General features: G+C 72.5%; 17 protein-coding genes. 6 read left to right on the top strand and 11 right to left on the bottom strand.

Annotation, left to right across the window (positions count from 1 at the left end):
* The coding region (locus P1P75_RS28625; protein ID WP_319260666.1) for a PadR family transcriptional regulator at window positions 1-726 on the bottom strand (726 nt) is incomplete at its 3' end.
* A 621-nt stretch (window positions 727-1347) separates the two neighbouring features.
* On the opposite strand from P1P75_RS28625, the gene P1P75_RS28630 reads away from it, so the two are divergent.
* From P1P75_RS28630 to P1P75_RS28640, 3 genes are all read left to right on the top strand, one after another.
* Complete coding sequence (locus P1P75_RS28630) at window positions 1348-2109, top strand: ABC transporter ATP-binding protein (protein ID WP_319260668.1); 762 nt, start codon at window positions 1348-1350, stop codon at window positions 2107-2109.
* The gene (locus P1P75_RS28635; RefSeq protein ID WP_319260670.1) at window positions 2106-3476 is read left to right on the top strand and encodes an FtsX-like permease family protein; all 1371 of its coding nucleotides are present in this window, start codon (window positions 2106-2108) and stop codon (window positions 3474-3476) included. Before P1P75_RS28630 ends, P1P75_RS28635 begins: the two co-directional genes overlap by 4 nt.
* 137 nt (window positions 3477-3613) lie before the next feature.
* A complete protein-coding gene (locus P1P75_RS28640) occupies window positions 3614-4837 on the top strand; it encodes a sensor domain-containing protein (protein WP_319260673.1) in 1224 nt (407 codons plus the stop codon).
* On the opposite strand, the gene P1P75_RS28645 is transcribed toward P1P75_RS28640, so the two are convergent.
* The gene (locus tag P1P75_RS28645) at window positions 4809-5510 is read right to left on the bottom strand and encodes a response regulator transcription factor (protein ID WP_319260675.1); all 702 of its coding nucleotides are present in this window, start codon (window positions 5508-5510) and stop codon (window positions 4809-4811) included. The genes P1P75_RS28640 and P1P75_RS28645 overlap by 29 nt on opposite strands.
* Window positions 5511-6113: 603 nt before the next feature.
* Between P1P75_RS28645 and P1P75_RS28650 the strand changes: the two genes are divergently transcribed.
* On the top strand, window positions 6114-6965 hold the full coding sequence (locus P1P75_RS28650) for an alpha/beta hydrolase (RefSeq protein ID WP_319260678.1): 852 nt from the start codon (window positions 6114-6116) through the stop codon (window positions 6963-6965).
* A 104-nt stretch (window positions 6966-7069) separates the two neighbouring features.
* On the opposite strand, the gene P1P75_RS28655 is transcribed toward P1P75_RS28650, so the two are convergent.
* From P1P75_RS28655 to P1P75_RS28690, 8 genes are all read right to left on the bottom strand, one after another.
* Window positions 7070-7300, bottom strand: coding sequence for a hypothetical protein (locus P1P75_RS28655; RefSeq protein ID WP_319260681.1), 231 nt, complete (start codon window positions 7298-7300; stop codon window positions 7070-7072).
* A gap of 32 nt (window positions 7301-7332) precedes the next feature.
* Window positions 7333-8712: a diaminopimelate decarboxylase gene (locus tag P1P75_RS28660; RefSeq protein ID WP_319260683.1), complete on the bottom strand. Its 1380-nt coding sequence runs from the start codon at window positions 8710-8712 to the stop codon at window positions 7333-7335.
* A 271-nt stretch (window positions 8713-8983) separates the two neighbouring features.
* Window positions 8984-10690: a helix-turn-helix domain-containing protein gene (locus P1P75_RS28665; RefSeq protein ID WP_319260686.1), complete on the bottom strand. Its 1707-nt coding sequence runs from the start codon at window positions 10688-10690 to the stop codon at window positions 8984-8986.
* A 95-nt stretch (window positions 10691-10785) separates the two neighbouring features.
* Window positions 10786-11997 (bottom strand): FAD-dependent oxidoreductase, encoded by a 1212-nt coding sequence (locus P1P75_RS28670; RefSeq protein WP_319260688.1) that lies wholly within the window; start codon window positions 11995-11997, stop codon window positions 10786-10788.
* Window positions 11998-12099: 102 nt separating this feature from the next.
* The gene (gene sigJ / locus P1P75_RS28675; RefSeq protein ID WP_319260691.1) at window positions 12100-13044 is read right to left on the bottom strand and encodes an RNA polymerase sigma factor SigJ; all 945 of its coding nucleotides are present in this window, start codon (window positions 13042-13044) and stop codon (window positions 12100-12102) included.
* A gap of 38 nt (window positions 13045-13082) precedes the next feature.
* A complete protein-coding gene (locus P1P75_RS28680; RefSeq protein WP_319260694.1) occupies window positions 13083-14615 on the bottom strand; it encodes an MFS transporter in 1533 nt (510 codons plus the stop codon).
* A gap of 273 nt (window positions 14616-14888) precedes the next feature.
* Window positions 14889-15464, bottom strand: coding sequence for a DUF3105 domain-containing protein (locus tag P1P75_RS28685; protein WP_319260696.1), 576 nt, complete (start codon window positions 15462-15464; stop codon window positions 14889-14891).
* Between the two features lie 44 nt (window positions 15465-15508).
* Complete coding sequence (locus P1P75_RS28690) at window positions 15509-16348, bottom strand: NAD(P)H-binding protein (protein WP_319260699.1); 840 nt, start codon at window positions 16346-16348, stop codon at window positions 15509-15511.
* A 130-nt stretch (window positions 16349-16478) separates the two neighbouring features.
* On the opposite strand from P1P75_RS28690, the gene P1P75_RS28695 reads away from it, so the two are divergent.
* Window positions 16479-17480, top strand: a complete 1002-nt coding sequence (locus P1P75_RS28695) for an AraC family transcriptional regulator (RefSeq protein WP_319260702.1) — start codon at window positions 16479-16481, stop codon at window positions 17478-17480.
* Between the two features lie 21 nt (window positions 17481-17501).
* Window positions 17502-17801 carry a hypothetical protein gene (locus P1P75_RS28700; RefSeq protein ID WP_319260705.1) on the top strand — a complete coding sequence of 100 codons (300 nt, stop codon included), beginning with the start codon at window positions 17502-17504 and terminating at the stop codon, window positions 17799-17801.
* 21 nt (window positions 17802-17822) lie between these two features.
* Here P1P75_RS28700 and P1P75_RS28705 read toward each other — a convergent pair whose 3' ends face one another.
* Window positions 17823-18518, bottom strand: coding sequence for a hypothetical protein (locus P1P75_RS28705; protein ID WP_319260708.1), 696 nt, complete (start codon window positions 18516-18518; stop codon window positions 17823-17825).
* Between the last annotated feature and the right edge of the window lie 544 nt (window positions 18519-19062).

Consider the following 19062-nt stretch of genomic DNA (forward strand, 5'->3'; position numbering starts at 1 on the left):
CCTGTGTGATTGCGCTCCCCCCAACAGCGGTCGGAAAAGCTTGGTACTGTCACCGGGACGAACTCGCCTGGCTACACGTCTGTGATCAGTAAGTCTTCCAGACCTAGGCCGAGGCGCAGTTGCGCGACCGTTGGCAGCGCCGACGGTCCAGTCGATCGGCTCCGGCCCCGCCGCCGGGGCGGTCGACGAGAGACGGATCAGCCGGGACTCGCAGTGGTCGAGCCAGCGCGCCTCGGCCTCGGTCTGGAAGATCAGCTGCTCCAGGACGAGGAGCCAGGCGATGTCGTCCCGCTCCCCGACCCCGTTCTTCTCCACGGCGGTGAGGGCCTGCGCCTTCAGCCGGGTGTAGTCCTGCATGGCCTTCACGGTGTGCCGGCGCTGGGACTGGATGACGTCACGGATGTCGACCCCGGGCGCCCCGACGGCCATGGCCAGCTTGATGGCCAGCTCGTCACGGGCCGGGCTGGTGCGGTCGACGGGGTTCTCGAACCAACTGCGCAGTTCGGCGCGACCGCTGTCGGTGATCGCGTAGAGCGGATGGCCGGCCTCGTCCTCGCCGTCCTGCACGACCATGCCGTCGCGTTCAAGCCGGCTGAGCGTCGTGTAGACCTGACCCACGTTGAGCGGCCAGGTGGAGCCGGTGCGGGACTCGAACTCCGTACGGAGCTGTGAGCCGTAGCGCGGGCCGCGTTCGAGGAGGGCGAGGAGCCCGTGGCGGATGGACATACCGAGTATGTATACCGAGTAAGTCCGCGCGGACAACCGTCCTGAGGCGGACGCCGGATGTCCGACTCAAGGGGGACCCGGGCCGTCGCGAGCCGCTCAGCGGCGGCGCATCCGCACCCCGAGGAAGCCGATACCGAGGCCCACCAGAGCCAGTCCCACGCCAGCGTGAACACGGGAATCCGCCGGTCGGAGAGGTCGAGGGGGGCCTCGGTGCCGGTCCGGTGAGCGGCCGCCGACAGCTCCGCGGGCGAGCTCACGGCGGCCGGGGCGTCCGTCTCGGGTACCGCCTCGACTCCCTCGTCCGACTCCTCGGCAGGCTCCTCCTCTGTTGCCGTTTTGGTACGAGCGGGCTTCGCCGTGCTCGTGCAGGACGGCGAGCCGGAGGCGTCGGCCGGTCGGTCGGGCGGGGTGGGTGGACGGCATGGGCTTCGAACCGGTCCTGTCCACTTCCTCGCGAACCCGGACACGGGCCGCAGTCTCCCACCGGCGGGCCATCTGTGTGAGTTCCTCCCGGCCGGTCTGCTCGGTCGTCCGCCGATGACCGGGGGTTCGGTTTCCCGAACCCCCGATTCGGGGGCGGGCACGATCGATCGCCGTCCTCCGCCCGCCGAGGATGAGGACATGGCTGAGACGGCGACGGATATAGGGACGGGCACAACCGCCCGAGCGGAAGACCTGCACCGTGAGTACGGACGCGGCGCCGCCGCCGTGCGGGCGTTGCGCGGGGTGTCGGTGGCCTTTGCGCCTGGAACGTTCACGGCGGTGATGGGGCCCTCGGGCTCCGGCAAGACCACTTTGCTGCACTGCCTGGCGGGGATGGACCGACCCACTCGGGGCTCCGTCTGGTGGGGCGGTACTGAGGTGTCCCGGCTGCCCGAGCGGCGGCTGGCGGCACTGCGGCGCAGTCGGGTCGGGTTCGTGTTCCAGGCGTTCAATCTGATGCCCGCGATGACGGTCGCGCAGAATATCGAGCTTCCCGGCCGACTGGCCGGCGAGCGGCACGACCGGGGCCGGGTGCTCGACGCGCTCGCCCGGGTGGGACTGGCCGGGCGCGAGCGACACCGGCCAGGGCAGCTGTCCGGTGGGCAGCAGCAGCGGGTGGCCATCGCCCGGGCACTGGTCTCCCGTCCTCCGGTGCTGTTCGCCGACGAGCCGACCGGCGCGCTCGACCGGGCCACCGGCCACGAGATCCTCGCCCTGCTGCGCGCCGGTGTGGATGAGGACGGCAGGACCTGCGTGATGGTGACCCACGATCCGGTGGCCGCCGGGTACGCGGACCGGGTGCTGCTGCTCGCCGACGGCGTGGTGGTGGACGAGCTCGACCGACCCACTGCCGCCCAGGTCGGCGAATGCCTGAGCCGGCTGGGTGGGGGAGGGCTGTGACCTTGCTCGCGCTCGGGCAGATGCGCCGCCGTCCGGCTGCCTTCGTCGGTCTGGCGGTCGCGCTCTTCCTCGCCGTCGCCACCCTGACGCTGTTCGGCTCGCTGTTCGCCGCCGACATCACCGCCCCGGCGGCAGCCCGGAAGGCGACGACCGGGCCCAGCCTGATGGTGATCGCCGGCGCCTTCGGTGAGATCGCCGTGCTGGTCGCCTTCTTCGTCGTGGTCAATGCGCTGGGGTTCGCGCTCCGCCAGCAGCACCGGGAGCTGGCCCTGCTGCGCACCATCGCGGCGACACCCCGCCAGGTGCGGCGTCTGGTCCGTGGCCAGGTCGTCATGACCACGCTGTTGGTGACCGTGCCGGGCGGGGCCGCCGGCACCGCGGCGGCCCAGAGCTTCCTCACCGAGCTGCAGCGGCGAGGAATGGCGGCGCCGGGCGTGCGGGTGCCGGGGACCCCGATACCGGTGCTCGTGGCGCTGGCCATCGCACTGGCCGTCGGCCTGGCGGCCTCGGCCGTGGCGGCGCGGCGGATCTCCCGGATCGCGCCCGCGGCCGCCCTCACGGCGAGTTCGACCGAGCAGGGGCGGACGGGTGCACTGCGTCTGCTCGCCGCAGTCGGCGTGCTGATGGGCGGCGGCCTGCTGCTTCGGCTGGCCGCGACGCGGCCGGCGGAGCAGGTGGACAAGGCGGGGCAGGCGGCGTTGCTCGGCTCGCTGGTGCTGCTGGTTGCGGTCGCTCTGGCGGGCCCGCTCGCGGCGCGCGTCCTGGCGGCCGCGCTGGGCGCACCGGTACGGGCGCTGGCACCCGGTGTGGGATGGCTGGCCGACGCCGACCTGCGCGGGTACGCGCGGCGACTGTCGTCCGCCGTGGTGCCGGTCGCACTGCTCGTGGGCCTGTCGGGCACCATGCTGATCATGACAAGTACCGCCGAGCACGCTGCGGGCGCAGCGGCGTCCAGCGTCACTTCCGCCACGGATGTCTGGCTGCGTCAGGTCGAGTTGGCGCTGCTCGTCTGCTTCGCCGCCGTCTCCACCGTCAACACCCTGGTCGCCGTGACCGCCGAACGGCGCCGCGAGTTCGCACTGCTGCGGCTGGTCGGCGCGACCCGGTCGCAACTGCTGCGCATGCTGACCGCGGAGGCGGTGCTGACCACGGCGGTGGGGGTCCTGCTCGGCGCGGCGGTTGCGGGCGCCGCGTCGGCGGCGTTCAGCACGGCGGTGAGCGGGTCGCCGTTGCCGTCCCTCCCGGTGGCCGGCTGCTGGTGGATCGCCGCGGGCGCGACGGCGCTGACCGTCCCCGCCATCCTGGCCACGGGCCTGCGGGCGGTTCGCGGTCCGGCGGCGGAGCTGGTGGGAGGTAGCCGTGACTGAGCGCGGCGACGGGCCGGCTGCCGAGGGTACGGCCTGCGAACAGACACCCACCCGGAACACGGTGACGGGCGCGCCGCCCGCCGGCTCGGCGCTGTCGCCCGCCTCGGGCGGGCCTGCTCAGGTCCCCGGGGCCGACCGTGGCTGAGCAGCGGCGATACCTCTCGGTCCGGGGCGGCGAATGGGTCTTCGCCGCCGTCGGGCTGCCGCTCGCCCTGCTCGGCGGAGCCTACGCACTCTCCGTCCTTTACGCGGGAACGCTGCTCTCGCTCACCGTGTTCGGCCTGCCGTTCGTGGCCGCCGCGCTGATGGGCGCGCGTGGTCTCGGCGCGCTGCACCGGCAGCTGGTCGGCCGGTTGCTCGGCGAGCACGTCGAGGCGCCGGCCAGACTGGCCCGCCCAGTGGGCGTGGTCGCCCATGGTCGTGTCGTGCTGACCGACCCGATCGCCTGGCGGTCACTGCTCTATCTGGTGCTGCGGTTGCCGCTCGGCGTGCTCGGGTTCGCCGCCGCAGTGGCGCTTCCCCTCGGCTGCGGCTGGCTGATCGGTTTCCCGCTCTGGGGACGCCTGCTGGAACCGGGCCCGCGGCCCGCCACCTGGCTGGATGCCGCCTCCCTGCCGCTGGGCCTGGTGATCCTGTCCGCAGTGCCCGGCGCGGTTCGGGGGCTGAGCGGAGCGAACCGGCGGCTCGCCCGGCTGCTGCTCGGACCGGCCCGTGCTCAGCGGCGCGTCCGGGAGCTGGAGACCGCCCGCGCCACCCTCCTCGCGCAGAACACCGACCAGCTCCGCCGCCTGGAGCGTGACCTGCACGATGGCACTCAAGCTCGGCTGGTCGCCCTGGCCATCACCCTCTCGCTGGCCGAAGACGCGCTCGCTCCCGCCTCCGGCCCGGACCTCGTACGGCTGCGCACCCTGGTGGACCGCGCCCGCGGCCAGACCGACGACACCGTCACTGAACTGCGGCGGCTCACTCGCGGCATTCACCCGGTGGCGCTGGACGGCGGCCTCAGCGAGGCATTGCCAGGGCTCACCGCCACCTCCCCAGTGCCGGTCGCCCTCCGTCTGAACCTGCCGGAACGACCGGACCAAGTGGTCGAACGAGCCCTCTACTTCTGCGCCGCCGAGCTGCTGACCAACGTCGCCAAGCACAGTGGTGCCCGCTCGGCCGAACTCGAGGCGAGCGTGAACGACGGCCGGGTCCACCTGTCCGTGCGCGACGACGGCCGCGGCGGTGCGGCGCTCGGCGTCGGCACCGGCCTGACGGGCCTGGCCGAGCGGCTCGCGGCGGTGGACGGTGCTCTGCGCATCGACAGCCCGCCCGGCGGACCGACTGTGGTCACCGCCGAGCTGCCGACGCGTCTGTGACGGCCGATTGACTCCCGTTCTCCGCCAGGTAGGTGAGGACGGCCTTCACCCGGCGGTTGTCGGTGTCCGTCGCCCGTAGACCGAATTTGGTGAAGACGGCGGCGACGTGTTTCTCCACCGCCCGCTCCGACACCACCAGCAGCGCGGCGACGGAGCGGTTGGAGTGCCCTTGCGCCATCAGCTCCAGCACCGCGCGCTCGCGAGGCGTCAGGGTGTCCACCCGGCTGCGCTGTCCACCACGCATCAGCTGGGTGACGATCTCCGGGTCGAGTGCCGTGCCCCCGTCGGCGACCCGGTACAGCGCGTCCACGAACTCGGAAGTGCGGGCGACGCGTTCCTTCAGCAGGTACCCGATGCCCGCCGCACCGTCCGCCAGCAGCCGGTAGGCCCAGGTGGTCTCGACGTGCTGGGAAAAGACCACGATGCCGACTTCGGGCGTCCTCGCGCGGATCTCCACGGCAGCGCGGATGCCCTCATCAGTCTGTGTGGGCGGCATCCGGATATCCACCACGGCCACGTCGGGCCGGTGCTCGACCACCGCGGCGAGCAACCCGGGCGCCGTCCCGGTGGTGGCCACCACCTCACACCCGCGGGCGCCGAGCAGCTCGACCATGCCGTCACGGAGAACAACGGAGTCCTCGGCCAGTACCACGCGCAGACGCCTGTCGATCACGACGCCATTATCGGCCCGGCAGGCGTTCGGCGCGCACGTACAGACGGGATGCCTCCACGTACTCGATGCAGGCGTCTCGAAGAACCTGCCGGCGCCACTGCTCGTGCGCGGCATCGCCTCTGTCACCGACCTCGGCCTTGGTGAAGTGCGTGCTCGGGTGGTGGTCACTGTTCGAACCTCCCCCGTGACGTCCGACACCTAGTCACCGCAACACACGTCAGCGACGAAGACGCGGTGCGCACCGAGGCCTACGAAGGTGTCTCCGTTGGGTGGACGGCACAGAAATGGCGGCCGGAACAACTCGTGGACCTGATCGAGCAGGCTGGACTGCGCCCGGTCGCCGAACTTCGGCTCCCTGCGGATGAGCAAAGCGGCCGGGTCTGGTGGTCATGGCCGAGCGTCCTGTCTGAGGACCAGGCACCGGAGGCGGCACAGGGCCCCGTGCCGGGACCCGTCACCTGACCGCCTGCCGTTGTTTTCCGTTCGGATACTCCCCAGGGGCCGTACCGAAAGCCTCGCCGTACCGGCCGCCATGGGGAAGAGTTCCCCTCCAGGCTCATGGGTACGGGTACAGGGATCCATGAATCATCGAACGGGGGAACGATGCCGGAGATCGAACTGTCGGCCGGGACGATCGACTACCAGGACACCGGCGGTGCCGGGCCGGTGCTGGTGTTCGGGCACGGGCTGCCGATGAACGAGACGCAGTGGCGCAAGGTCGTACCGCTGCTGGACGGGTACCGCTGCGTCCTGCCCACGCTGCCCCTCGGCGGTCACCGCCGGCCGATGAACCCGGACGCCGATCTCTCCCACCGGGGTGTCGCACGGCTGCTGGGCGAGTTCGTCGAACGGCTCGGCCTGGACGACGTGACCCTCGTCCTCAACGACTGGGGCGGGGGCCAGTTCCTGGTGACGGAGGAGCAGGGCCACAGGGTCGGGCGGATGGTGCTCGTGGCCTGTGAGGCGTTCGACAACTTCCCCCCGGGACCGGCGAAGGCGGCAGCGGCCGTGTGCAGGATCCCCGGCGGCGTACGGCTTCTGACCCAGCTGATGCGCGTCCCCGTGTTCCGCGACAACCGCAAGGGGTACGGCGGGATGAGCCTGCGCGGGATTCCGGACGAGGTCATGGAGGACTGGTTCGCTCCGGCGACCCGGAGCAGGGCCGTTCGCCGGGACTTCGCCAAGTTCGCCACCTCGGCGCCCGATCGCGCGACCTTGCTGGCCTGGAGCGAGCGACTCCGTGACTACGACCGCCCCGTACTGGTCGTCTGGGCCACCGAGGACCGGTTGATGCCACGTGAACACGGGCCCCGGCTGGCCGCGTTGTACCCGAAGGGCCGGCTGATCGAGATCGCCGGCTCCTCCACCCTCGTACCCGAGGACCAGCCGGAACAACTCGCCGCAGCGATGCGGGACTTCCTGATCGGGACGGGAGCGGATCCGGCCGGGGTGTGAGCGGTTGAGCGCGGGACACCGGTGGAGCCGCTCGGGGCCGGCGGCCGGACGGTCGGCCGGATGGTCGGCCGGATGGACCGACGGCGGCCGTCGACCGGCCGTCGTCAGCGGGTCTGCAGCCAGAGCGCCAGCAGGCCGACCACAGCCGTGCCGGCGCCGTAGCACGCGCCGCGCAGGAACTGGTCGGCCGCGATGCGCCGGCGGCGCGAGAGCCACCGGGTGATGTCGCACAGCACCCGTCGCCGGCGTGCGGCCGTGGCGGACAGCCGCCGTCCGGCGGCCTCCCGCCGGGGCGGCTCCAGGGGGCACCCCGACCGGGCGCGCCGTAACCTCATGGCTGCTGCACCTTCCTTTCTCCGGAGAGGGGTCATCGCGCGGCGAGGGCCGGGGCGAGGGGGTGGGCGGCCCGGGCCGGGCGGAGCGGGCGGAAGGTGACCTTGCCGTCGGCGTCGACGCGGGCGCCGTGCACGGCGGGTTCGGGCAGGCTGTTGTAGTGGAAGGGCGTGGAGAAGTAGTACGCCCCGGTGTCCGGTACGACGACGAGGTCCCCGGTGTCGAGACGGGGCAGTGTGCGGTCGCGGGCCAGCAGATCACCGGCGAAACAGCAGGGGCCGGCGATGTCCTGGGCCACGGGCGGGCTGGTCTTGGCGGTGCCGCCGGGGTCGTAGGCCTCGATCCGCAGGGGCCAGGCGTCGGGGGCGAACACGGTTCGGGTGGCGACCTGGGCGCCGGCGTGGGTGATCGCGATGGGGCGGCCGCCGACGGTCTTGGTGTACTCGACGTACGCGGCCATGAAGCCGTTCTTCGCCAGGACCGAGCGGCCGAACTCGGTGACGATCTCGTAGTCGCCGCAGAACAGGGCGGGCGCGTGCTCGCGCAGACGGTCCACGTAGGTGTCGAAGCCGGGGGTGGTCTCGTCGTCGGCGAAGTTGACCGGCAGGCCTCCCCCGATGTCGATGCCGGTGACCTGCCGTCGGCCGAGGCGGGCGTTGATCTCCTCGGCGAACGCGACCGCCTTCGCGACACCCCCGGCGATGAGGTCCAGCGGGCAGCCCTGCGAGCCGACGTGCGTGTGCACCCAGGTGAGCCATGGACGGTCCCGGTATGCCTGGAGCAGGCGCTCACGGTTGCCCTCGTCCTCCAGCGGGACGCCGAACTTGGAGGTCGCCGTCGCCGTGCTCATGGCGCTGATCGAGCCGCCGCCGACCTGGGGGTTGACGCGTACGCCGATCCGCGAGCCGGAGGGGCGGGCCGCCAGGATGTCGTCGATCCGTTCGAGTTCCTCGAAGCTGTCCGCGTTCACGGTGACACCGAGGCCGAGGGCCTGGACGAGTTCCGCCCGGGTCTTGGCCGGGGAGTCGAAGACGATGTCCGCCGGATCGAAGCCGGCCTCCAGCGCCTGGGCCAGCTCGCCGGCGCTGGCGACCTCGCAGCCCATGCCGCCCCGGCGCAGCTCTTCGAGGACGGGGACCAGGCAGTTCGCCTTCGCGGCGAAGGCGTGCAGGACCTGGAGGGAGGCGGGGAACGCGGCCCGCAGGGAGGCGACGGTCTCCTCGACGCCGTCGAGGTCGACGAAAGCGGCCAGCAGCGCCGACTCCGGGTCCAGGAGTCCCTGCCGTACGGCCGCCCGCAGTATCCGCTCACGCCGGCCGGCCTTGTCCTCGGCCTGCGAGGCCTGCCTTGCCTGCGTGGCCTGCCCGGCCTGCTTGGCCTGCCCGGTCTGCTTGGCCTGCCTGGAAACACTCATCGCGCCCCTTCCCGGAGCCTGGAACCTTGAGTCTCGACCGCGCACGGTTGTCGTGCGGCGGACCACCAGGCTCCCTCCGGGGCGGGGCGGGTGTCTTCGTCGGGAGTTCCGGTGTTCCGGCCCGCGGTTCTCGCCGTGGAGCGAAATCGCGGGGTGGGGCGGTCGCCGTCGTGCGCGGGCACGAAGGAACCTCCCCTTCATCGTGGCGGCACCCCAGGGCTCACGCCTCCCGGCGGCTCACGCCTGCCAGGCCCTCACGCCGCCCGGTCCCTCACGGCTCGCGGTCGGCGGCGCGCTCCAGCAGGCGCAGTTGGAGCTGGGCGAGGAGGCGGGCGTCCGGGCTGCGCAGGTCGAGGCCGGAGACCTCGGTGAGCCTGCTGATCCGGTGCCGCAGACTGTTCGCGTGCACGCCCAACGCGCGTGCGGTGTCCGGCACATGACCGAAGTGGTCGAGGTAGGCGCGCAGGGTCTCCACCATCGTGCCCCCGCCGTGCCCGGCGTCGTACGCCACAAGGCGCGCCACGGGCGTGTCCGGTGCCGTCCCCGGCCCTGACCCCGTCGCCTGTGCCGCCCCTGTCAGCGTGTCCAGCATCTGGTTCAGGGCGATCGTCTCGGCCACCTCGCTCGCGGAGGCCACGGCACGCTGTTCTCCCGGCGAGAGCAGGGCCCTCAGCGCCAGGTCCGCCGACCGGCGGGACGCGGGCAGGCCGGTCAGGGCGTCGACCACCGTGCCCAAACCGATCCGCGCCTCGGGCCCGAACGTGTCGGCCACCTGCCGGACCAGTGACGTACCCAGTTGGGAGACCTGTTCCTCGGCCCGTCGCGGGTCCTTGTGCAGCCCGCCGAGCAGGATCAGGGCGCCCCGGTCGACCGGCAGGACGACCGGTGTGACGTCGTACGCGCCACAGCACACCGCCAGCAGGGCGCACAGCTTCCCGGCCGTTGCCCCCGCGCCGAAGCCCCCCTTGCGCAAGTCCTCGTTGCGGGAGGCTCCGGGGCGGACCGCCAGGACGGCGCAGTGCCCGTGCGCCGGTATCCCGGTGCGTTCGGTCAGTACGGCGGCGGAGCCCCGTCCGTCGAGGAGGGCGCGGGCCGCGTCCTCGGTCAGCCGGGCGTCCGTGCGGTGGGACCGGTGGTGCAGCAGGTGTCCGGCGGCCACCCGGGCCGCCGACCGCAGGGTGTCGGTGGCGTGCGGCGGGAGGTCGGAGCCGGCGGCCGCCACCCAGATCGATCCCAGGACCTCGCCGCCCGCGCGGACGGCCACCACCAGGCGTTCGGGATTGTCCCCGTGGGCCGGCCGGTGGATGACGTCCCCGGAACCCCACAGGGTGCGGAAGAATCCGGCTTCCCGCATGGCGGCCACCCGCCACTGCGGCACCCGGCGGCCGAGGATCGTCAGGCGGCGCAGTTCGTCCACGTCCTCCTTGGTGGACGAGTACGCGAGGACCCGGGACTCCAGATCCTCGATCGTCACCGCGCCGCCGACCAGGACGGCGACCGCGTCGGCCAGGCCGTTCAGGTCGCCCAGCGGTACGGCGGAGGCGGCCGGATCGGCGGGGACCCCGGCCAGGACCAGGCCCGCCCGCAACGCGCCGACCAGTTCCGTCCAGCCCAGCCACGCCGTACGGAAGAGGAGGGCCGTACCGGCGGCCTCGGCGGCCGTCCGCAGCGCGTCCGGGGGCCGCCCGGACCTGCCCTGGCCGAAGACCACGGCGGTGGCGCCCTCCCGGGCGGCCTCGCGTACGACGTCGAGGGCGGCGGCCGACTGCGGGTCGACGCCCACCGCCAGCAGGAGCTGCCCCCGCGACCGCCCCGGCTCCAGCGGGTCCAGGACCGTGACCCCCTCGACGACGGCCGCCAGACCGCCCGGGGCCACGCACAGCTCCAGCGCGCCGGCCCCCATGACCGACAGCAGCCTCTCCAGCGTCGGCCCCGGTACGGCGTCGTCCCCCGGCCCGGCCATGACGTTCAGCGCCATCCGGCCCCCCTCTTCGCGTCGGCACGGCGTGTGACGGTGAGTGTAGGAGCAGTCACGGCCGTGGGTCAGGGGAACGGGCTCGCGGGACGTACGGCTCAGGCGGCCGCCCGCGCCGTGGCCGCCGCCGACTCGGGCCGCTCCGCCGCGACGCGGCGGCGACGGGTCGGCATGAGCATGGTGGGGTTGGCGACCCCCCAGGCCGCGCCCTTGCAGACGAGTTCCTTGTAGAGGGCGGCGGTGCGTCCGGTCAGGGCCGCCCGGACGGCCCGGTCGTCGGCGGTGACGTACTGGATCAGTCCCTGCCTCCGGCCCAGGGAGATGCACTGGTTGAAGTAGCGCAGCGGCACCTCGGGGATCTTGCCGCGGGTCAGGCGGGCCGCGATGGCGTCGGCGGCCTGCCAGGCGGTGGGGACGCCCGAGGCGCAGGACATGCGCAGGGGCTTGTCGGCGGGGCCCGTCACACTGGCCGCGTCACCGATGGCGTACACGTCCGGGTGGGAGACCGAGCGCATGGTGCGGTCGACGACGATCTGGCCGGTGCCGGTGACCTCCAGGGAGGTGGCCCGCGCGATCGGGTGGACGGCGAAGCCGGTGGTCCACACGGTGACCGCGGCCGGGACGGTGGCGCCGTCCGCGGTGGTGACGTGGTCGGCGGCGACGCCGGTGACGGCGGTGTGCTCGTGCACGGTGATGCCGAGGCCGTCGACGACCTTCCGCACGTGCCTGCGGCCCTTGGGCGACAGCCAGTCGCCGAGGTCGCCACGGGCGGCGAGGGCCACGTCGAGGTCGGGGCGGGACTCGGCGATCTCGGTCGCGGCCTCCAGGCCGGTGAGACCGCCGCCTACGACGACCACGGGCTGTCCCGCGGTCAGCCCGGCCAGGCGCTCGCGCAGCCGGAGTGCTCCGGGGCGGCCGGCGATGTCGTGGGCGTGTTCGGCGGTGCCGGGGACGCCCTGGGGGTTCCAGCCGCTGCCGAGGGCATACACGAGGGTGTCGTACTCCAGTTCCTCGACGCCGTTCGGGCCGGCGTCGGTGCCGGTGACGGACACCATCCTGCGGTCGACGTCCACGGCGGTGACCTTCGCGAGCTTCAGCCGTACGCCGGTGCCCGCGAACATCTCGCTGAACGGACGGGGCCTGAGGTCCTGGCCGACCGCGAGCTGGTGCATCCGCACGCGCTCGACGAAGTCCGGCTCGGCGTTGACGAGGGTGATGGTGACGTCTTCGCTGTGCAGCCGCTTGGCGAGGCGCCCGGCGGCGATGGCTCCGGCGTATCCGGCTCCGAGGACGATGATGCGCTGCTGCATCTCCATGCTCCTGTCTTGGACGGGTTCGCCACTTGAACCGGGCGGCCCCGCGTTTCCTGACAGGAACGCGATGTGAAGCAGCTCACACCGACGGAACCGGCGTCAGAACGGGGTGAGGAGCGGCTCGCCGTGGTCGGTGGCCGCCCACAGCCGCGTCGCGCGTTCGAGCTTGTCGGGGTTGACCTGGCTGCGGAACGCGGCGATGCCCTCGGGGGTGATCTCCAGGCAGGTGACGCCGATGACGCGGCCGTCGAGGACGGCCACGAGGGCGGGTTCGCCGTTGGAGGTCGTGACGTACATCCCGGGCGAGCCGCCGACCAGGTCGCGCTTGGCCTTGCTGGGCTTGAACAGACCGCGCATGAACTTCGCGACCGCGAGCGCGCCCTCGAACGCCTTGGCGCGGGCCGGGACCTTCCCGCCGCCGTCACCGATCGCGACGGCGTCCTGGGTGAGCAGCCGCACGAGCGGCTCGGTCCGGCCGCTGGTCGCGGCGGCGAGGAACTCGTCGACGATCCGCCGGGCGGCGGCCTCGTCGATCTCGGTGCGGGCCTTGCCCTGCGCGACGTGCTTCCCGGCCCGGTGGAACAACTGCTGGCTGGCGGCCTCGGTGATGTCGAGGATCTCGGCGATCTCCCGGTGCGGGTAGCCGAAGGCCTCCTTCAGCACGTACACCGCCCGCTCGTTGGGAGAGAGCCGCTCCAGCAGCGTGAGGACCGCGTACGACACGGATTCGCGCTGTTCGACGGTGTCGGCGGGGCCGAGCATGGGGTCCCCGGCGAGCAGCGGCTCGGGGAGCCACTGGCCGACGTAGGTCTCGCGCCGGGCGCGGGCCGAGGTCAGCTGGTTGAGGCACAGGTTGGTGAGGACCTTCGTCAGCCAGGCCTCGGGGACCTCGATGCGGTCGACGTCGGTGGCCTGCCAGCGCAGGAACGTCTCCTGTACGGCGTCCTCGGCCTCGCTCGCCGAGCCGAGAAGCCGATAGGCGATGACCTCCAGGCGGCGCCTGGAGGCCTCGAACCGTTCCACGTCGTTCACGGTCAGGGCCATGGTCGGGATCCTAACTCCGGCGGACCATGAGGTCACCGTCAGCCCATGTGGACGGGCGCCGCTCCCTCCGTGTGCTGCTGCCTGCCCGCGTCGACCGCGAGGAAGGTGACCACCAGGCCGGCCAGGAACATGACCGCCGCCGCGACGAACGCCATGGTGTAGCCGTGGGTCAGGGCCTCGCCCGCCTTCGCCAGCAGCGGGAAGTCCTTGGCTCCCATGGCCCGGTAGAGGTTGGCGGCGGCATCGGGAAGCCTGTCGTCGGCCGCCGAGGTGGAGATCGTCGACAGGGCCGCGAGGCCGAGGGCGCCGCCGACCTGCTGGGCGGTGTTCAGCAGGGCCGAGGCCATTCCGGTGTCCTGGTGGGCGACACTGCTGACCGCGCCCAGGGTCATCGGGACGAAGCTCATGCCCAGGCCGAGTGCCGTGACGAACATCGCGGGCATCAGGTGGGCGGCGTAGGAGGAGTCGGTTCCCAGGGTGGAGAACCAGAGCATGCCGCCCGCCGCGACGAGCAGGCCGGGCCCGGCGATCAGACGGGGCGGCAGATGGGATACCAGCTTGGAGCTGATGGCCGCGGCGGCCCCCATGCCCACGCTGAACGGCAGGTAGGCGAAGCCGGTGCGGACCGCGCTGTAGCCCAGGATGAGCTGCATGTAGAGGGTGAGGAAGTAGAAGGTGGCGAACATGCCGGCGCCGACGAACAGCATCGTGGCGTAACTGCCGGACCGGTTGCGGTCCTTGAGCAGGCGCAGCGGCATCATCGGGTCCTTGGTCCGCGACTGGATCGCCAGGAACGCCGACAGGAGTACGGCGGCCACCGCGAAAGAGACCAGGGCGAGGCCGTCGGTCCAGCCGTGCTCGCCGCCGCGGGTGATGCCGTAGACGAGGGTGATGAGTCCGCCGGTGCCGGTGACGGCTCCGGGGACGTCCAGGCGACCGGGGTGGCGTTCGGCCTCGACGAGGAATTTCGTGCCGGCGAGGACAGCCAGGCCTATGGGGATGTTGATGAAGAACACCCAGCGCCAGTCGAGCGCGTCGGTCAGTACGCCACCCAGCAGCATGCCGACCGTGGCGCCGACGCCGCCCATGGCCGCGTACACACCCATCGCCGTGTTGCGTGACCTGCCCGCCGGGAAGGTGGTCGTGATCAGCGCGAGGGCGCTGGGGGCGGCGAGTGCCGCGCCGACGCCCTGGAGGATGCGGGCGCCGATCAACAGGCCCTCGTCCGGGGCGAATCCGCCCAGCAGCGAGGCAAGGGTGAAGACGCCGATGCCGACCTGGAACATGCGCCGCCGGCCGAAGAGGTCGCCCGCCTTGCCGCCGAGGAGCATCAGGCCGCCGAAGGCGAGCGCGTAGGAGTTGACGATCCAGGCGAGGTTGGCGTCGGTGACGCCGAGGTCGGTCTGGATGGCGGGCAGGGCGATGTTGGTGATCGTGGCGTCGAGGACCACCATCAGCTGGGCGGCGGCGATGACGAAGAGGGCCAGGCCGAGGTGCCGTCCGCCCGGGTGGACCCCGGGCGCATCGGCCCCCGCCGCGGCGGGAGTGGTGGTCGTGCTGTCGGCAGACACGAGAGAACTCCAAGGGAGGGAAAGAGGTGAGGGGGAGACGCACTGCGCCGGGACGGGGGACGAACCTGGGATTACGCGATTCGGTCCCGGAAACATCCGGCGGGAACAAACGGACCCTAACACCGGCCAACACCGGAATTGGCCCTCGTAGCGCCATATTCGATGCGTCTTTTTTTGGATTTGACAATTCGACCGGAATGCGAGCAACGAAACAGCGGGGACTGGAATGCAATTGCCCACGACATCGACCGAATGTCAAATACAGAATTGTTCTCACGGCGCCGTGCGTCCGCCCGTGCAGGGCGCGCCCGGTTCCGGGGTCTGCGGGCCCTGGACGTAGGCGCTGATGAACTGCTCGACGCGCGCGTCCGCGGCTGTGCCGACGGTGAGTTGGTGGCCCCACGCCGACAGCGTGACCGTCCCGGACTGCCGGGGGACGGGACTCATCAGGGTGTAGGGGGTCCGGGCCACCCTGGCGGTGAGCGCCTCGATGTCGGCGGGGGTGGCCGTGGTGCCGTATGTGATCCAGACGGCGCCGTGTTCCAGGGAGTGCACGGCGTTCTCGTCACGGACCGGTTCGGTGTAGACGGTGCCGTCGCAGGTCATCCACGCTTTGTCGTGGTCGCCGCCGACGGGCGGGGTCATGGGATAGTCGACGCTTTTCCCGATGTGGCCGTAGGTGAGTTCGCCGGCTTCCCAGACCCTTTCACCGGACACGTTTTCTCTGACCGTCGCGGCCTCCCGCTCACGTTCCTCGTGGGCGCCGTACGCCCACTGTCCGGCGAGCCAGGCGACGACGATCGCGCCGAGGATCAGGAGGAAGAGGCGGCGCCGGCGTTCCCCGGTCACGGGGTCCGGGACAGGGGCCGAGGCGGGGTCCGGGACAGGGGCGTTCAGGTGTTCCACACGCCCTCTGCGGCCGTCGCGTCCGCGTACCCGGCGAAGTCCCTCGGCTCCCGGCCCAGTGCCCGCTGGACGCCGTCGCCCAGCGAGGCCAGGCCGCCCGAACGGACATGGCCGTACAGGCCGGTCAGCATCCGCACCCACTCCTCGGGCACGCCCGCCGCGCGCTGCTCCTCCGCGTACTCCTGCGGGGTCAGCGGGACGTAGCGGAGGTCGCGGCCGGTGACGCGGGCGATCTCCTCGACCGTGTCGCCGAAGGTCATCAGCCGGGGCCCGCTCACCTCGTAGTACCGACCGGCGTGCCCCGCCTCGGTAAGGGCGGCCACGGCCACCTCGGCGATGTCCTCGGCGTCGACGAAGGACTCCTTGCCGTCGCCGGCCGGCAGCCGTACCTCGCCGCTCATCACCGGGTCGTACAGGAAGTCCTCGCTGAAGTTCTGGAAGAACCAGCGCACCCGGAGCACGGTCCAGTCCAGGCCCCCGCGCTCCAACGCCCGCTCCGTGGTCAGGACATGCTGCTGGGCGGGCCCCCAGGCGTCGGAGGGGGTGGACAGCAGCACCGCGTGCCGCACCCCGGCCGCCGCGGCCTGCCGGGCGAACGCGGCGACGTCCTCGGCGGCCCGCGCACCGCCGAGGCCGGGGACCACCAGGTACATCCGCGTCACGCCGCGCATCGCGCCCTCCCAGGTGCCGCGGTCGCCCCAGTCGAAGGAAGGGGTACCGGAACGGGAGGCCGTGCGGACCGCCACTCCCCGCTCCTCGAGGAGCCGCGTCACGCGTCGGCCGGTCTTGCCCGTAGCGCCTGTCACCAGGACTGTCTCGTCGTTCATGGACCCAACGCAACCATCCGCGGACCGCCCGGCCCATGCTGTGCGGACTCGTCTCCATACCCGTTCGTCTACGGCGCCCGGTTCGTCACGACCCCGTTCGTCCACGACCCCGTTCGTCTACGCTGACGGCATGGATCCCACCGGCCTGACCAGCACGGATCCGCTGACGGACCTCCTGAAGGGGGTCCGGACCAGTGGCTCGGTCTTCCACCGGGCCGACCTGACAGGCGCCTGGGCGGCGGACTTCCGGCACGGCTCACCACTGGCCCTCTCGGTCCTGCTGCGCGGCTCGGCCTGGGTCACCCCCGAGGGCGGCCGTCCGGTCCGGATCGGGCCCGGGGACATCGCTGTGCTGTCCGGCGGGGTGCCGTACGTGATGGGGGACGAGCCCGGCACCGAACCGGACGTCGTGATCGGCGCCGGAGGTCTCTGTACGACCGTGGCGGGCGAGGAACTGGCCGCCCCGACCATGGACGGCTCCTGGGACGCCGAATACGCCGAAGGCACCGACGGCGCCCTCATGGTGAGCTGCCTGTACAGCCTGGACAGCGGCACGCCCACCCGGCTGCTCGCCACGCTGCCGCCGCTGGCCGTCGTCGAGGCGGGCGTCGGCACCTGCCCGGTCAGCCATGCGACCTTCCGGGAGATCACCCGCGAGGAGGCGGGGCAGCGGGTCCTGCTGGACCGGACGATGGACCTGATGCTCATCACCGCCCTGCGCGCCTGGTTCACCCGCCCCGGCGCGCAGCTCCCCGCCTGGTACCGGGCGCACGGCGATCCCGTGGTCGGCGCGGCCCTGCGCCTGTTGGACGCCGAGCCCGGCCACCCGTGGACCCTGCCGGCCCTGGCGGCGCGGACCGGCGTGTCCCGGGCGAGCCTGGCCCGGCGCTTCACGGCCCTCGTCGGGCAGCCGCCGATGACCTACCTGCGTGAACGCCGCCTCGCGCTCGCGGCCGAGCTGCTGCGCGACCCCGAACCGACCCTCGCGGTGGTGGCGAACCGCGTCGGCTTCGCGGGCGCCTTCGCCCTCAGCGCCGCGTTCAAGCGGGAACACGGCGTCAGCCCCAGCGAGTTCCGGCTCCGGCAGCCCCCACGGTGCGTGAGACGGCGAGGAGAGCGGGCCGCGGCATAGGCTTCGCGGAGCGGGCCGTAGGTGATCAAGCGCGCCGGCACACACGTACGGGAGGTCCAGGTGGATCAGGAGCCGTTGCCCTCGGAGGGGTTCGCCGAGGTCCGTATCGTCGCGGCGACGCCGGACACCGCGCGCCGGGTCGCCGAGGTGCTGCGCCGCTGCTTCGCCTCGGCCGAGCAGCGCAGTTATCCGGCCGGGACCGAGGGCGGCACCCGGCTGCACCTCACCATCGACACCGCCCAGGCCGCAGGGCCCGCCCGGTCCTGGCTGTCGACCAGCGAATCCTCCCCGGAGGGACCCGCGCACACCGACGAGGTCTGAGCGCCGCTCCTCGGAGTGCGATCAGGATTCGAGGATCAGTACGTGCCAGGGTGCGGCGGGCAGCGGCTCGTCGCCGGCGTCCCCCTCGACGTACCGCCATCCCCAGGCCAGCATCGCCTTCAGCGTCCCGGCGTCGGTGCGGCTCACCAGCGCGACCCCGGCGCTCGCGTCGTGGTCGGCGAGCAGCCGCCGCTGGAGCCGCCGGGCGAGGTTCCAGTCGCGGCCCTGGTGGCGGGTGCGCACGACGGGCTGGACGACGATCCGGGAGACGGCGAACAGGCGACCGGAGGCGGCGAGGCGGCGCAGATCCGCCGGCACCTGCCCGTGCGGGGTCAGACTCCGCCACCATGCTCCGTGATCGTCCACCGCGAAGCCGTAGGCGCAGGCGGTGAGCACGGTGGTCTCGGCTATCAGCAGCGCGAACCCGGGCCGTCGTACGTCGCAGGCGAGCCCTCGCAGAAACGCGTCCCGGTCCCGCTCCCTCGCCCACGGCTTGCCGCCGGAGGTGTCCGCGTAGAGATCGCCCAGCTCCTGGAGCCGGTCCTCGACCTGACTCCGGCTCAGCGCGCGGACGCGGTCGGCCTCCAGGGGGGACGGGTCCTGGTCCCGCTGTGTCGGGCCCGGCCTGCGGTCGGGTGGGGATTCGGGGGGCCACCGGTGACCACCGGGCCGCGCGGGCTCCGGGGTCGTCGGCCGGCCGGGCACGTTCACGGTCATGGGGCGAGCCCTGCTCCGGGCACGGACGAATCCGGTCCGGCGTCGTCGGTCACCGGGAACGGCAGCGGCGGGCGGCCGGTGCACGAGATACTCCCGGCTCCTTCACGGTACTCCAGCCCGTGTCCGCACCCATTTGTCATACTTATTTTGGGTGCTCCGCAGCACGAGCGGGCCCGCCGGCCATGTCCCTCCAGCCGACCGGCTCCGCGCCCGCCGGACCGTGCGCAGGCCTCGTCCGAGGGGTCCCGGCAGCCGCCCGAGTGAGTGAAATCTTTGACCGGCCGGGCCCGATCGGCCCGTGCTACTGTCGATTTCAGTTGCCGTCACCGCCCGGTACGGCACCGACCCGCACTTTCGCAACTGGGGCCCGCACCTTGGGGTGCGGGCCCCAGTTCGCCGTATACCGGTGATTCCGGGGGCGCGGCACGTACCTGCCACGGCCTGCCCGAGGAGGCCGCGCCCGTGATGGCCGGCCCCCTCAGCCCCCTCCCGCCCCCGCCGGAGATGCCCGGGGGCCCCAACCCCCGAAACGGTAAAAAGCGGG

The sequence above is a fragment of the Streptomyces sp. ID05-39B genome, from assembly GCF_033794725.1.
GTDB classification, from domain to species: Bacteria; Actinomycetota; Actinomycetes; order Streptomycetales; family Streptomycetaceae; genus Streptomyces; species Streptomyces bobili.

Coding starts and splice junctions, on each gene's coding strand:
- P1P75_RS28630 (WP_319260668.1), top strand. CDS start 1,348: ATGGCTGAGACGGCGACGGATATAGGGACGGGCACAACCGCCCGAGCG.
- P1P75_RS28650 (WP_319260678.1), top strand. CDS start 6,114: ATGCCGGAGATCGAACTGTCGGCCGGGACGATCGACTACCAGGACACC.
- P1P75_RS28655 (WP_319260681.1), bottom strand. CDS start 7,300: ATGAGGTTACGGCGCGCCCGGTCGGGGTGCCCCCTGGAGCCGCCCCGG.
- P1P75_RS28660 (WP_319260683.1), bottom strand. CDS start 8,712: ATGAGTGTTTCCAGGCAGGCCAAGCAGACCGGGCAGGCCAAGCAGGCC.
- P1P75_RS28665 (WP_319260686.1), bottom strand. CDS start 10,690: ATGGCGCTGAACGTCATGGCCGGGCCGGGGGACGACGCCGTACCGGGG.
- P1P75_RS28670 (WP_319260688.1), bottom strand. CDS start 11,997: ATGCAGCAGCGCATCATCGTCCTCGGAGCCGGATACGCCGGAGCCATC.
- sigJ (WP_319260691.1), bottom strand. CDS start 13,044: ATGGCCCTGACCGTGAACGACGTGGAACGGTTCGAGGCCTCCAGGCGC.
- P1P75_RS28690 (WP_319260699.1), bottom strand. CDS start 16,348: ATGAACGACGAGACAGTCCTGGTGACAGGCGCTACGGGCAAGACCGGC.
- P1P75_RS28695 (WP_319260702.1), top strand. CDS start 16,479: ATGGATCCCACCGGCCTGACCAGCACGGATCCGCTGACGGACCTCCTG.
- P1P75_RS28705 (WP_319260708.1), bottom strand. CDS start 18,518: ATGACCGTGAACGTGCCCGGCCGGCCGACGACCCCGGAGCCCGCGCGG.